Genomic DNA, 13742 nt, shown 5'->3' with positions numbered 1-13742 from the left:
TGAGGTCCCATGTCTGCTCCTGCCCGCCTTCTCGCCTTCGCGCTGGTCACAGCGCTGGCCCTCACCGGCTGCTCGGCCTCCTCCTCCCCGTCGGACGGCGGGGACAAGGGGTCCGCCGCCGCGAAGACCCGTACCGTCACGACCGACTACGGCACGGTGAAGGTACCGACCGCGCCCCAGCGCGTGGTCGTCCTCAACCACGCCCTCGCCGGGTACCTCTACGACCTGGACGTGCCGGTGCGCGCCACGATCCCGGAGGACGCGGACGGCAAGGGCGAGTTCTCCCCGTACTGGGAGAAGGAGGCGAAGGAGGACGGCACGACCTTCCTGCCCTGGAGCGTCGACGGCTTCGACCTGGAGGCGATCCTCGCCCTGAAGCCCGACCTCATCGTGGGCGGTGGCATCGGCTTCCCGCTCTTCCAGGCGGAGAAGGTGTACGACGACCTCTCCGGCATCGCCCCCACCGTGCTGGTCGGTAAGAAGCTCGGGGACTGGCGGAGCCAGTTCTCGTTCCTCGCCGACGACGTGTTCGGCAAGGCGGACGTCTACAAGGAGCACGTGGCCGCCTACGACAAGCGGATCGCGGAGGTGAAGGCGTCGATCACACCGCCGCCCGGCCCGGTCTCCTACCTCACCTTCACCGGCGACGGCACCGCGTTCGGCCTGGTGGAGAGCGTGGGTCTGCCCAACGAGCTGAAGAAGGTCGGCATCGAACCGGCCCCGGTCTTCGCCGACGGCGGGTTCAAGGTGTACGGGCAGGGCGGTGACATGTTCGAGCTGTCGACCGAGAAGGCCGGCCAGACCGTCACCCAGCCGTCCGTGTTCGTCATGGGCTTCAACGCCGACACGACCGATGTCGCCACGCTGAAGAAGAACCCCGTCTACAGCGCGCTCCCCGCCTTCACGACCGACCACGCCTACGACCTGCCCTACTGGGTGCTGCGCGGCGACTACGACGAGTCGATGGCGCTGCTCGACATCATCGAGAAGAAGTTCTCCTGATGGCCGCCCAGCGCGCGTACACCACGCACCCCCTCGTCCTGCGCCGGGTCACCGTGCGCCGAGTCCACGAGGTGACCCCGAAGATGCGGCGGGTCGTCCTCGGGGGCGACGACCTCGCCGCGTTCACCCGGGACGGCACCGGCCGTCCCGCCTTCGCCGCGCCCGGGTTCGACGACCACATCAAACTGATCCTGGCCACCGACGGGGACATCCGCGCGGCGCTGCCCGCCCAACTGCCGTACGGCATCGAGTGGACGCCGTCCGAACACCGGCTGACCCGCGACTACACGCCCCGCCGGGTGGACCTCGACGCCGGAGAGCTGCACCTCGACTTCGTGGTGCACGGCGAAGGACCGGCGGAGGCCTGGTCGGCGTCGGCGCGGGAGGGCGACGAGCTGTGGTTCGTCGGACCCAAGTCCTCGCTGCGGCTCCCGGAACGGCTGGACTGGATCCAGCTCGTCGGAGACGAGACGGCGCTGCCCGCGATCGGCCGCTTCCTGGACGAGCGCCCCCTCGACGCCCCGGCGCACGTCCTGGTCACCGTCTCGGACGCCTCGGCCCGCCAGGAGCTGGCCCTGCGCGACGGCGACACGGTCACCTGGGTGGTCGCGGAGCCGGGTGACGCGGCGGCCCTGGACGCCGCCGTACGGGCGCTGCCGGTGCCGGAGGGCGAGGGGTACGTCTGGGCGGCGGCGGAGAGCCGGGCGCTGCTTCCCGTACGCCGGTACCTCCAGCGGGAACGGAAGCTCCCCAAGGACCGGCTGAACATCACGGGATACTGGCACCGGGAGGACTCCCCCGCCCCGGAGGCGGAGAACGCGGCCGGTGCCGACGCGCAGGCTTCCGCCGTCGGTCCGGTCCCCTCGCCGCTGCCGTGGCTGGCCGTACGGGCGGCGGTGCAGCTCGGTGTCGTGGACGCGGTGGCCGACGCGCCGGGTCTGACGGCCGGTGCGCTGGCGGCCCGGCTGGGGGTGCCCGTGGCGGGGATCGACGTCCTGCTGCCGGTGCTGGCCGCGTACGACGTGGTCGTCGGCACGGACGACGGAGCGTCCGGGCTGCGCCTCGGCACCGCGGGCGAGGAACTCCTCGACGAGCACGAGCGCGAGGAGTACGCGGGCCACGAGGCCGAGCTGCTGCTCGCCCTCACCCACCTCGCCCCCGCGCTCCGGGGCGGCTCCTCCCCCTGGCGTCTCGCCTCGGGGGCCACCCTGCACGAGACGGTGTCGGGCGACGCGGAGCGCTACGGCGAACTGGTCGAAGAGTGCGAGCAGTTGGTGTTTCTGCTCGGCGGGCTGACGGCCGATCCGCTCTGGGAGGGCGTCTGCAGCTGCCTGCTGACCGGCCCCGGCAGCGCCTCGGTGGTGGCCGCGCTCGACGACGCGGGGCTGCGGCCGCGGTTGCGGGTCGCGGAGGACGCCACCCCGGCGGCGGTCCTGCGCGGACACGTCACCGCGCCGGACCGCGTCGACTGGACGCCCGGTCCCGCCGATGTCGCCGTGGCCGCGAAGGCGCTGGCCCACCGCACCGACGAGGAGGCCGTCCTGCTGCTCACCCGTCTCGCCGGGTGGACCGGGACGGCCGTGCTCGTCGAGGCCTCCCGCCCGGACGGCCTGAGCCCGCACGCGGCGGAGGCGGGGCTGCACGCGTACGCCGCGACCGGCAGCCCGCTGCGCGACTCGGCCGCGCTCGCCGCCCTGGCTGGGCGGTCGGGCTGGGCGGTCGAACGGACGGTCGCGCTGGGCTGGGGCACGGAGGCCACGGTGCTTCGCAGAGCCTGAGGCGTACGGGATCAACGCCCCGGTACGTAATGCTGCGGGAGCCCCCGCCGCTCCTCCGGCGGCAGGTTGCGGGCGGGGGTCTCCACCGGGCCGGTCGCCGGGCGGCCCCGCTCGCGGTCCCACCCCGCCCGGGCGCGCGGGTGGAAGCGGTACCGCTCGGGAACGCACCGCCAGACGTGGTGCACCACCCGCCCCAGCGCGCGCAGCAGCCGTTCGTCCCGGGGCGTCCAGCGCAGCCCGAGGCGCTCCCGTACCGCCTGCGGATACAGACCGACCGTGATCCACAGCGTCAGCCGGACCATCGGGACCCGGAGGACGGCCCACAGCGGTTCCGGCAGCCGGCGCAGGAGGGGCGGCCGGGCGATCCGGCGCATGTTCAGGACGTCCCGGGTCGGCCGGTTGTCCTCCAGGACATGGGCGCACATGTGGTCCCAGTACCGCTGGAACTCCTCCCAGCTACCGGGGACGGGCTTCATGGAGAGCCCGTACAGCGCGTACCAGCGCACGTGCTCGTCGAAGAGCGTGCGCCGCTGGGCCTCGGTCAGTCCGCCGCCGAAGCACTCGGCCACCCGCACGGTCAGCATGAAGAAGGTGGCGTGCGCCCAGTAGAACGTTCCCGGGTTCAGCGCGTGGTACGGGCGGCCGCGCTCGTCGACCCCGCTGATCGAGGCGTGGTAGCCGCGCACTTCGCGGGCCGTACGGGCGGCGAGCGGGCCGTCGTACACGACTCCGCCGATGGGGTAGAGCGAGCGGAAGAGACGCTCCCACCGCTCCTCGAAGAAGCGCGAGTGCTGGGCGACGCCCGCGCCCAGCTCGGGGTGCATGTTCTGCATCGACCCGGCCCAGGGGGCGAGGAGGAGCCCCCGCCAGTCACCGAACCAGCGCCAGGTGAGGGAGTCGGGGCCGAGGGGTTCGACGGTTCGCGGTCCGGCCGGGGTCGGGGGCGGATCCGCCGGGGCCGGGCCGGACGGGTCCGGGCCGCGCGGGTCCGGTCCCGCCGGGTCATGGGCTGATGGTTCCACGTGCGCCTCCACTTCTGAGGACACCTGTCATCACTTGGAACGTTAAAATGTGAGGACACCTGTCGTCAATGGGTCGGCGGGCAACACCGTTGAGGGGAAGGCGAGTTGGCCGAGCGGAGCTGGGGCGGGACCAAGCTGGCCGATCGTCGCGCGGCCCGTCGGCAGGCGCTGCTGGACACCGCCGAGCGGCTGGCCGGGGAGGAGGGGTGCGCGGCCGTCACGGTCCGCTCCGTCTGCAGGCGGGCGCGGCTGACGGACCGCTACTTCTACGAGAGTTTCGCCGGGCGCGACGAGCTGCTCCTCGCCGCCTTCGAGCGGGTGGCCGACGAGGCCAGGAGGGCGCTGGAGGAGGCCGTGGCGGTGAGCGCCCCGCAGCCGGAGGTCCGGGCCCGGGCCGCCGTCGCCGCCTTCGTCGCCCTGGTCCTGGACGCCCCGCACAAGGGGCGGCTGCTGCTCCTGGAGCCCTTCGCGGACCCGGCGCTCGGGGCCCACAGCCACCGGCTGATGCCGGTCTTCACCGATCTCGTCGGCGGTCAGCTCGCCGGTACGGGGGACGGCATCGACCGCCGGATGGCCGCCCACGCGCTGGTGGGCGGCCTGGCGAGCCTCTTCGCGGGGTGGCTGCACGGCACGCTCGACGTCCCGCGCGAGCGGCTGGAGGCGCACTGCGTGCAGTTGGTGCTGGCGGCGACCTCACCCCGGGAGTAGTGACGTCACCCCCCGGGGGGGGAGTACGGGGGGGGCGGCGGGTCAGCCCACCAGGTCCGGGGCGCGCAGCATCTCGGCCGGGATGCCCCAGGCGTCGACGAGGTCGCCCGCGAGGGGCCGGATCTTGCGGCAGAGGTCGTTCACCTCGCGGGTGATCGCCTTGGAGCGCTGGACGGTGAGGCGGCCGTGCTCCATGAACCACGCCCGGTCCGCTTCGATCGTCGACAGGGCGAAGAGGTCGCAGAGCAGGCCGAGCGCGACCTTGTTGCCGCCCTCGGGCAGCGTCCGCATCTTCTCGACGAACGCCTCCAGCACCAGCCGCTCGACATGCGCGTGGGCGACGGCGATGACGTGGTCCTGCACCTCGGAGAAGACCGCGCCCGCGTCGCGCTTCCGGTCGATGCCGCTCTTGAGCCTGCGGGCCACCCCGGCGAGCATGTGCTCCTCCCGGTAGCGGACCATGGCGAGCTGGTACTCGGAGTCGAGCAGCCCGGCCTCCTGGTCCCACTCGTCGCCGCCGGGCAGCAGATCCCGTACGCGTTCGAGCAGTTTGTGGGCGGAGGTCTTCTCGATGACCGTCTCGACGGCGAGGTTGGTGACGTACCGGACCATGCCGAGCTGGTCCAGGTCCTCGAACTCGCTGGCGTAGTCCGTCAGCAGTCCCTTGGCGACGAGCTGGAGCAGGACGTGGTTGTCGCCCTCGAAGGTGGTGAAGATGTCGCTGTCGGCCTTGAGGGCGGCGAACCGGTTGACGGCGAGATAGCCCGCGCCGCCGCACGCCTCGCGGCACTCCTGGATCGTCCGGGTGGCGTGCCAGGTGCCGAGCGCCTTGGTCCCGGCGGCCCGGGCCTCCAGCCGGCGCCGGGCCTGCGGGTCGTCCTCGACGCCGGAGAACACGTCGTGCAGCTGCCCGCGGACGACGTCCTGGGCGAAGTGCAGGGCGTACGTACGGGCGATGAGCGGCAGCAGCCGGCGCTGGTGCAGCCCGTAGTCCAGGAGCAGTTGCTCCTCGCCCTCGGGGTTGGCCTCGAACTGGCGCCGCCGCAGGGCGTACTTGGTGGCGACGGCGAGGGCGACCTTGGAGGCGCTCACCCCGGCCCCGCCGACGCTGACCCGGCCCTGGACGAGGGTGCCGAGCATGGTGAAGAAGCGGCGGTCGGGGTTGTCGATCGTGCTCTCGTAGACGCCTTCGGAGGTGACGTCCGCGAACCGGTTGAGCAGCGCCTCGCGGGGCACGCGCACCCCGTCGAAGCGGATGCGCCCGTTGTCCACGCCGTTGAGGCCCATCTTGCGGCCGTCGTCCTCGATGTCGACGCCGGGCGCGGGCTCGCCGTCGACCCGGATCGGTACGACGAAGGCGTGGACGCCCTCGGACGTACCGCCGACCTCCAGCTGGGCGAAGACGACGGCCAGCTCTCCGTGGCGGGCGGCGTTGCCGATGTAGTCCTTGCGGGCCTGCTCGCCCTCGGTGGTGATGACGAACTCGCCCGTGGCGGCGTCGTACCGCGCGACGGTGCCGAGCGCCTGCACGTTGGAGCCGTGCCCGGTCTCGGTCATCGCGAAGCAGCCCATCAGCTCCCCGGTGATCAGGCGGGGCAGATAGGCGTCGTGGTGGCGTTCGGTGCCCAGGTGGAGGATCGCTCCGCCGAAGAGCCCGAACTGCACGCCGACCTTGACCAGCACCGACAGGTCACCGTAGGCGAGCGTCTCGAAGGCGGCGATCGAGGCCCCGACGTCGCCGCCCCCGCCGTACTCCTTGGGGAAGCCCATGCCGGTCTGCCCGGTCGCCGCCATCCCGACCACCAGCTCGCGCACCCGCTCGCGGAACGCGTCGATGCCGAGTTCGTCGGCCTCCTCCAGGACGGAGGCGTACGTCACCAGGTTGGTGCGGACCAGGTCGCGGACCTCGGCGTACTCGCCGTCGAGCAGCCCGGTCAGGGCCGGGACGTCGAGCTGCGGCTGCACATATCCGTCGGGAGCGGGGGCTGTTCTGTCAGTGGTCATATCCGTTCGCTACCCCGCCCGGGAACGATCACTCGGTCGGACACTCTGCCGGACGGGGTACATACGGCCGGACCCGCTCCGGCTCCATCCGGGCCCGCTCCGGCCTACGAGGCGCCGTCCAGCACCTCGCGCAGCCGGTGGGCGAACTCGTCGGGCTTGCCCGGGTAGCCGAACTCCCCGTCCAGGAAGCCGCCGTGGTGGCTGGGGAAGACGGTGGCCCGCTGCCCGAGCAGTTCCGCGACGGCGTCGGAGGTGCGCCCGGTCTGGACGGCACGGGACTCCTCCCCCACGGCGATCACCACCCGGGTGGGCGCACCCGTGACGGCCTCGACGTCCGGGCGGTGGTCGCTGATCGCCCAGGACCGGTCGGAGAGAAGCGGATCGTCCCGCGACCCGTCGTCCTCGGTGGGCATCCCGAACGCGGCCGGGTCGGGGGCAGGCTGCGCGAAGTACGCGTCGGTGAACTCGCCCTCCCAGGAGGTCATGGCGACGAAGGCGGCCATCCCGGCCCCCCACCCGCGCTGCTCGTACGCCTCCCGGACGGCGGCCCGGGCCCGGACCGCGGCGGGGCCGTCCGGGGTGAGGGTGATGAGCGGCGGTTCGTGCGCGACCAGGACGGAGACGTCGCCGGGGTGGCGCGCCACGAGCGCGAGCGCGGTGACCGCGCCGCCGCTGCTGGCGAACATCTCGACCGGGCCGCCGCCGAGCGCCCCGATCACGGCGTGCAGATCGTCGGCCTGGGTCTCGGGGGTGTGGTCGGTCCGTCCGTCGCCGCGGGTGCTCCGACCCAGTCCGCGCGGGTCGTAGGTGACGACCGTCCGCTCGGGGAATCGGGCCGCGAGCGCGGCGAACCCGGTGGCGTCCATGGGCGCGCCGACCATGAACAGCGGCGGACGCCCGTCGGCTCCGGCCTGGGGCTCGCGCACGTCGTAGACGAGATCCGCGCCGGCCGTGGTGAGCGTGTGAGTCTTCATACCCGGGTAGACCGCCCCGGCCACGAAAACTCATCGCACGCGCACCCGCGGCTCGGCGGCCCGGGCCTTTCAGCCGGTCGTCCGGGGCCGTACCCACCCGTGACCTGGTCGTCCGAGTCAGGGCGTCGGGGGCGTGGGGGTCGGAGGGGTAGGAGGCCGGGGCGACTTCGAGCATCAGCTCACCGATCGCGTGGCGGGGGCGTTCGTGTCACTGCCGGGGGCCCGTGCTCGTAGGCACGCGGCGCCATGCCCGGGCCGAGGATGAGGCAACAGAGAGACGGCCAAGGTCTTGCCACCGCCTGGTGCTGCGGACGACCATCGCATGGCCCGGCCCCCGTCACCTGCGCCGGAATCCCTGCCGCGCCCACTCCTTCCCATCCACAGGAGACCGATGAACGACTCAGCGCTCATCACCACCGGCCTGCCGATCGCCCTGGCGATCATCATGTTCGGCCTCGGGCTGTCCCTCACCACCGACGACTTCAGGAGGGTCAGCCGGTCACCGAGGGCCGTGGTCGTCGCGCTGGTGCTACAGGTGCTGGTGCTCCCGCTCATCGCCTTCGGGCTGGTGAAGCTCTTCGACCTCGACCCCCTGCTCGCCGTCGGCGTGATGCTGCTGGCCGCGTCCCCCGGCGGGACCACGGCCAACCTCTTCAGCCACCTCTTCCGAGGAGACGTGGCCCTCAACATCACCCTGACCGCGATCAACTCGGTGCTCGCCGCCATCACCATCCCGATCATCACCAACCTGGCCATCGACCACTTCGACGCCCAGGGCGACCTCGGTCTGCAGCTCGGCAAGGTGGTGCAGGTGATCGCCATCGTGCTCATCCCGGTCGCTGTCGGTATGGCGGTCCGCCGACGCTCCGCCGACTTCGCCGCACGCGCCGACCGTCCGGTCCGGATCTTCTCCATCCTCGTGCTGGTGATCGTCTCGGTCGGTGCCCTGCTGGGTGAGCGGGAGAACCTGGCCGACTACATGCAGCAGGTCGGTCTGGTCACCGGCATCTTCTGCCTCGCGAGCCTCACCCTCGGCTACGCCGGTGCCCGGCTGCTCCGCCTGGACAAGCGCCAGGCGATAGCGAGCTCCATGGAGGTCGGCATCCACAACACGACGGTGGCACTCACCATCGCGCTCAGCGTCCTGGACAGCACCGAGGTCGCGATCCCCAGCGCCGTCTACTCAGTACTCATGTACGTCCTCGCGGCCGCCTTCGGCTACCTGATCACCCGACGACACACCGACACCGAGAAGAACCTCCACCAACCGACCGGATGACAACGCGGCACCACGGAAGGACCGTCCGCCCGGCCGCCCGGGGGCAGGAGAGGCGATCACGTAACAGAATTCCCGACCCGACAGAGTTCCCGCCCCGGAGGACTAGCGGCCCGGGCCCTTCTCCCACCCTTCAGGGGCCACGCCCACCGCCGTCACCACCAGGGCCCGTACCTGGCGCACGATGTCCGCACGGTTGCGCTCGAACTCCGGGTCGGTGACGGTGCCCGTCGCCGGGTCCGTGTTGCCCGTGCCGAACTGGAGCACCGGCGTGTGCAGATGGCCGCCGGGCAGCCCCGGCAGTCCCAGCCGGTCGCGCAGCAGGGTGGCCCGGTAGGCGATCTCGTTGGAGAGGTAGTCGCCGCCGCCTCCGGCCCGTGCGGTCGAGCCCGGGGTGGGGCCGTCCGGCCTGCTCACCGGCTGGGTGGCGCCCGCCGGGATCTCGGTGACCTGGGTGTTGTCGTACACCGGGAAGCGGCCCGTGTCCGCCTCGGTGAGCAGGCGGTACGGGAGGGTCGTGGAGGTCCACTGCGGCTGCGAGGCGGGATCGGTGACGGGGACGGTCTCCGTACGGGAGAGGTTCTCGTTGTCGGGGAAGCCGCCGCGCCAGGCGCCGTTGGTGCGTTCCACGTCGAAGCGGCCCGGGCGGCCCTGGCTGACGGTGGTGAACAGGTCCAGGTGGGGCAGGTGCCGGGCGAGGGCCCTCTCGACGGCCCCGTCGGCGAAGTCCGTCCAGCGGACCGGGAAGACCACGGTCTCGATCCGGGCCGGTCCCTCGGCGGTCCGCACCAGGGTGCCGTCCAGGGCGAGTGCGCTCGCGCCCGAGGGGTTGCCGATCCGGACGTCCCGGTCCAGCGTGAACGGGTCGAAGCCGGTGACGAGGACGCGTTTCACCCGGGGCCCGGGGTGGCGGATGTCGTCCTGGCCGCGCGAGGCGGTCTCCAGAGCGGTGCGCAGGGCCGCGCGCCGCCGCTCGTCCAGGGCGAACCGGGGGGGTCCACGTACGGAGTTCGCTGCTGAGGGCGAGCCGGGCCCAGTACAGCGGCCGGTCGTCGCCCCGGCTCAGGTCGCCCCCGGCCGGGCCGCGCCCCTGGGCACGGTCCACGGCCCGCCGCCACAGCGCCGAGGCATGGCGGGTGACCTCCCGCTCCGCCTGGGCGTAGTTGCGGGAGCCCTCCAGGGCACGGGCGAAGCGCGGGGCGAGGACGTCGAATCCGCTGCGGCGCAGGATCTCCTGCGGGGCGGCCCGGTCGAGGCGCTGCTCCTCGACCGTGGTCCGCCCGGTGGCGCGTACGGCGTCGGCGGGGGCCGCCGTGGCGGGCAGGGTGGAGCCCGCCAGGACGAGCGCCAGCGCCACACCGCCGAGGCCGAGCCGGGTGATTGCGGGGAACGGGTGCGTCACGTGGGCCCTTTCGGCAGAAACGGTTGGCCCGCAGTATCGCGGCACGACGGGCGGCGGCGCCATGGGGCAGGGTTCCCGCCCGTACGTCAGACCGCGGCCCCTCTCCGCAGCGACAGGGCGAAAGCGCAGCTGGTGACGGCCAGGACGACGATCGGCGGCGCGGGCAGCAGGATGACCGCTGTTCCGAGGATGACCAGGGAGGCCACCAGGGGTACCCAGCCGAAGGCGGTACGCAGTCGGACGAGGTCAGGAGCGTGCCGGACGGCGGCGAGCATCAGCAGACCGCAGGCGACGGCGAAGAAAGCCATGGCGATGCTCATGCCGTGGGTGACGTCGAAGGCGGTGCGTTCCAGGCCGAGCAGGGTGAAGGTGGACTCCCGCATGGCTGTGTCGGCCGTACGTTGCTCGGGGGTCGGGGCGGCCGAGGCCGCGGCGGCGGAGAGGGCGAGGTGGCCGACCCCTAGGACGACGAATCCGTAGGCGCCGACCTTGAAGGGCCGTACGGCGTCGGCTCCGGCAGAGGTACGGGCGGCGGGGATCGCGGTGGTCATGGCTGCTGCTCCTTGATGTCGACGGACGGGTGGGGCGTTGGGGCAGGGGTCGGGGGCGGGTCAGAACCGGCCGACGGGCCCGAACCGGTCGCCGAGGCCGGGCCTGGCGGGGGCTGCCAAGCCAGGAGCGTGTCCAGCCCCCTTCTCGTAACCGCCGAAGGCGTGGCCCGTACGGCGAAGTTGCGGACGGAGACGGCCACGGGATGGGAGAGCCGGGCGAGGTCCCCCATGTGCCGGGAGCGACGGCTGATCCGGGTGGTGCGTCCGTGCCGGGCCTCCGTGTAGGCGGCGAGCGCGGCCGGTACGTCGGTGTCGCCCGCGAGGAGGTGCGCCAGGACGACCGCGTCCTCGATGGCCTGGCAGCCGCCCTGGCCCAGGTTGGGCGTCATCGCATGGGCGGCGTCACCGAGCAGGGCCACCCGGCCGGAGTGGAACCGGGGCAGGGGCGCGGCGAGTTCGTAGAAGTCGTGGTGGAGGATGCCCACGGGGTCGGGGCCGTGCCGGTCCGATTGTTCAAGGCGTTCCAGCAGCGCGGGGATCGGGTCGTGCCAGGCGCCGAAGCGCCGGATCAGCTCAGCGAGGTGGTCGGCCGGTCGCGTACCGGGCCCGGTGACGGCGGTCGCGTACACATAGACCCGGCCGTCGACGAGGGGGACGATCCCGAACCGCTCCCCTCTCCCCCACGTCTCGGCCGCCGGCAGCGCGGGCAGGCCGGTGCCGGACAGCACCGCACGCCAGCCGGTCTCACCGGCGTAGCGCGGACCGGGGTGCCGGGGGAAGAGCTGTCCTCGGAGCACGCTGCGCAGTCCGTCGGCCGCCACGACGGCGTCCGCGCGCAGCTCCCCCTCCGGCGTACGCACCACCACCGCATCGCCGCCGTCGTCCACCCCGCTCACCGGGACGCCGAGGCGCAGTGCGTCGGTCGGCAGGACGGCGGCGAGGGCGTCGATCAGGAAGCCGCGGTGCACGGCGCGGGCGGGAAGCCCGTAGCGGGAGGCAGCGGCGCCGGTCCGGCTCAGCCACGCACCGTCGGGGGTACGGAGTCCGAGCGCACCGGCCAGGGGCTCACCCTCCGACACCGCGGGTCCCAGGCCGATCGAGTGCAGGGCGCGCAGGGCGTTGGGGGCGAGCACGATGCCCGCGCCGATCCCCGTGACGGCGGGAGCCCGCTCGCACACGGTCACCCGCCACCCGCGACGGCTCAGCGCCACCGCGGCCGTCAGGCCCCCGATCCCGCCCCCGGCCACGACAGCATGACGAACACCCATAAGGAACGCCTCCCCACACACGCCCTCTACACCTGTAGAGGATCACGCTCCGAACTCTACACCTATAGAGTGCGGACCATGCCTGCTCCTCTTCCCGACCGCCGGGACCTGATCGCCGACACCGCCATCGCCACCGTGGCCGCCGCAGGCCTGCGCGGCCTGACCCATCGCGCGGTCGACACGGCGGCGGGGCTGCCCGCCGGCAGCACGTCGTACTACTTCCGCACGCGATCCGCCCTGATCAGCGCCTGTTACCTCCGCCTGGCCGCGCTGACGGTCACCGATGTGGACCTCTGGGAGAAGGAGCACGGCACCCCGGATCCGGACTCCGCCGCCGAGGCCCTCGCCGCGCTGCTGCACCACTGGCTGACCACGGAACGCGACCGACAGCTGGCCCGCTTCGAACTGAGCCTGGAGGCGACCCGCCGCCCGGAACTCCGCGCCGACCTGGAGACCGGCGGCCGCGCCGCACGAGCCAGGGCCGCCACGCTGCTGGCCTCGCTCGGCGCCCCCGACCCGGAACAGGCGGCGGACCTGCTCGTCGCCTGGACCGACGGCCTGCTGTACGACCGCCTCGCCGGGGCCCCGGCCGCGAGCCGCCCGGCACCGGACCCGGCCGAACTGACCTTGGTCGTACGGCGGATGCTCACCGCCCTGCTCGCTCCCTGAGGGCACGCCCCCCGAGGCACGGAAGCACCCCGGGAACGACCGAACCGACAGGGTGCTCCTGGACCGTCGAGGCCCCGATCAGACCAACGGGGCCTCGATGGCGCGCACGATCGCGCTCTCCCGGTCGCGTACCTCCCGGGCGACGGCCACGAACCGTTCCACGTCCGGGCCGCCCTGCCCCCGCCGCCGGGCGACGGCCACCGTGGAACCGGGGACCCCGGTGAGCGGGACGTACCGTACGCCCGCGAGCGGGGTGTGGCGCCGGGCACCGGCCACCGTGATCGAGCAGGCCAGGCCGGCGGCGACGAGCTGCAGCTCCTCGGTGTGGGTGGTGGTCTCCCGGACGAGGCCGGGCGGGCGGCCGCCACGCTGTTCGTCCAGGGTCCAGTAGCGCCGCCAGACCGCGTCGGCAGTACGGCCGACGGCCAGCGGTTCGTCGATCACGTCCTCGGCGGTGAGGCTCGCCCGCCCGGCCAGCCGGTGGTGCGGCGGCAGCGCGACGACCAGGGGCTCCACGAAGAGCGGCAGCACGTCGAGATCGGGCAGGGCGAGCGGGAGCCGGACGATCGCGACGTCCGAGGAGCCGTCGGCCAGCCCGGCGGAGGGGTCGGCGAGGCCGGTCTCGTGCAGCTCCAGCTCGATGTCCGGGCACCGCGCCGAGAACGCGGCCAGGATCGGCGTGGTCAGCTCCAGCGCACCGCCCATGAGGAACCCCAGGCGGACCCTGCCCCCCGGGCCCGCGCTCCGCGCCGCGGCCACTCCGGCGTCCAGCACGGCGAGCGCCTCCCTGACCGAGGCCAGGAACACTTCCCCGGCCGGGGTCAGCGCCATTCGGCGCGTGGAACGGTCCAGCAGCCGCACGCCGACGGCCTCTTCGAGGTCGCGGAGCTGCTTGCTGAGCGCCTGCTGGGTGACGAAGAGGCGGGGTGCCGCCCGGCTGAGGTTCAGCTCTTCCGCCACGACGACGAAGTTCCGCAGTTTCTGCGTGGCCACATCCACAACCTCTGATGGTAGACGCACGCCCGATTCGTTGTTTCCCTCCGGAACGCGGGCGCCCCTACGGTCGCCCCAGGACGCGAACAGGCTTC

General features: G+C 73.1%; 11 protein-coding genes and 1 pseudogene. 5 read left to right on the top strand and 7 right to left on the bottom strand.

The features are described from left to right. Positions 1 to 9 precede the first annotated feature (9 nt). Together DJ476_RS31465 and DJ476_RS31460 are read left to right on the top strand one after the other, a co-directional pair. Positions 10 to 1002 (top strand): ABC transporter substrate-binding protein, encoded by a 993-nt coding sequence (locus tag DJ476_RS31465; protein WP_112492097.1) that lies wholly within the window; start codon positions 10 to 12, stop codon positions 1000 to 1002. Beyond that, complete coding sequence (locus DJ476_RS31460) at positions 1002 to 2780, top strand: siderophore-interacting protein (protein ID WP_112492096.1); 1779 nt, start codon at positions 1002 to 1004, stop codon at positions 2778 to 2780. Before DJ476_RS31465 ends, DJ476_RS31460 begins: the two co-directional genes overlap by 1 nt. An 11-nt stretch (positions 2781 to 2791) precedes the next feature. Here DJ476_RS31460 and DJ476_RS31455 read toward each other — a convergent pair whose 3' ends face one another. Further along, positions 2792 to 3814: an oxygenase MpaB family protein gene (locus DJ476_RS31455; RefSeq protein ID WP_103419436.1), complete on the bottom strand. Its 1023-nt coding sequence runs from the start codon at positions 3812 to 3814 to the stop codon at positions 2792 to 2794. A gap of 93 nt (positions 3815 to 3907) precedes the next feature. Between DJ476_RS31455 and DJ476_RS31450 the strand changes: the two genes are divergently transcribed. Further along, positions 3908 to 4510: a TetR/AcrR family transcriptional regulator gene (locus DJ476_RS31450; RefSeq protein WP_103419435.1), complete on the top strand. Its 603-nt coding sequence runs from the start codon at positions 3908 to 3910 to the stop codon at positions 4508 to 4510. 42 nt (positions 4511 to 4552) lie between these two features. Here the strand turns inward: DJ476_RS31450 and DJ476_RS31445 are convergent, their stop codons facing one another. Beyond that, positions 4553 to 6514, bottom strand: coding sequence for an acyl-CoA dehydrogenase family protein (locus tag DJ476_RS31445; protein ID WP_112492095.1), 1962 nt, complete (start codon positions 6512 to 6514; stop codon positions 4553 to 4555). 104 nt (positions 6515 to 6618) lie between these two features. Continuing rightward, positions 6619 to 7488 carry an alpha/beta fold hydrolase gene (locus tag DJ476_RS31440; RefSeq protein ID WP_112492677.1) on the bottom strand — a complete coding sequence of 290 codons (870 nt, stop codon included), beginning with the start codon at positions 7486 to 7488 and terminating at the stop codon, positions 6619 to 6621. A 391-nt stretch (positions 7489 to 7879) separates the two neighbouring features. On the opposite strand from DJ476_RS31440, the gene DJ476_RS31435 reads away from it, so the two are divergent. Continuing rightward, positions 7880 to 8767 (top strand): bile acid:sodium symporter family protein, encoded by an 888-nt coding sequence (locus DJ476_RS31435; RefSeq protein ID WP_103419433.1) that lies wholly within the window; start codon positions 7880 to 7882, stop codon positions 8765 to 8767. A 102-nt stretch (positions 8768 to 8869) separates the two neighbouring features. On the opposite strand, the pseudogene DJ476_RS31430 reads toward DJ476_RS31435, so the two are convergent. From DJ476_RS31430 to DJ476_RS31420, 3 genes and pseudogenes are all read right to left on the bottom strand, one after another. After that, positions 8870 to 10166 (bottom strand): annotated as a pseudogene (locus tag DJ476_RS31430) (pyroglutamyl peptidase). Between the two features lie 86 nt (positions 10167 to 10252). Then, complete coding sequence (locus tag DJ476_RS31425; protein ID WP_112492094.1) at positions 10253 to 10717, bottom strand: LIC_13387 family protein; 465 nt, start codon at positions 10715 to 10717, stop codon at positions 10253 to 10255. After that, on the bottom strand, positions 10714 to 11985 hold the full coding sequence (locus tag DJ476_RS31420) for an FAD-dependent monooxygenase (RefSeq protein WP_318294824.1): 1272 nt from the start codon (positions 11983 to 11985) through the stop codon (positions 10714 to 10716). Before DJ476_RS31420 ends, DJ476_RS31425 begins: the two co-directional genes overlap by 4 nt. 69 nt (positions 11986 to 12054) lie before the next feature. Between DJ476_RS31420 and DJ476_RS31415 the strand changes: the two genes are divergently transcribed. Then, on the top strand, positions 12055 to 12654 hold the full coding sequence (locus DJ476_RS31415) for a TetR/AcrR family transcriptional regulator (protein WP_112492093.1): 600 nt from the start codon (positions 12055 to 12057) through the stop codon (positions 12652 to 12654). A 78-nt stretch (positions 12655 to 12732) separates the two neighbouring features. Here the strand turns inward: DJ476_RS31415 and DJ476_RS31410 are convergent, their stop codons facing one another. Then, a complete protein-coding gene (locus DJ476_RS31410) occupies positions 12733 to 13647 on the bottom strand; it encodes a LysR family transcriptional regulator (protein ID WP_112492092.1) in 915 nt (304 codons plus the stop codon). Between the last annotated feature and the right edge of the window lie 95 nt (positions 13648 to 13742).

Source organism: Streptomyces bacillaris (assembly GCF_003268675.1).
Taxonomy (GTDB): domain Bacteria; phylum Actinomycetota; class Actinomycetes; order Streptomycetales; family Streptomycetaceae; genus Streptomyces; species Streptomyces bacillaris.
The sequence above is the reverse complement of the archived record's forward strand: the minus strand, read 5'-3'. Positions and strand labels throughout refer to the sequence as shown.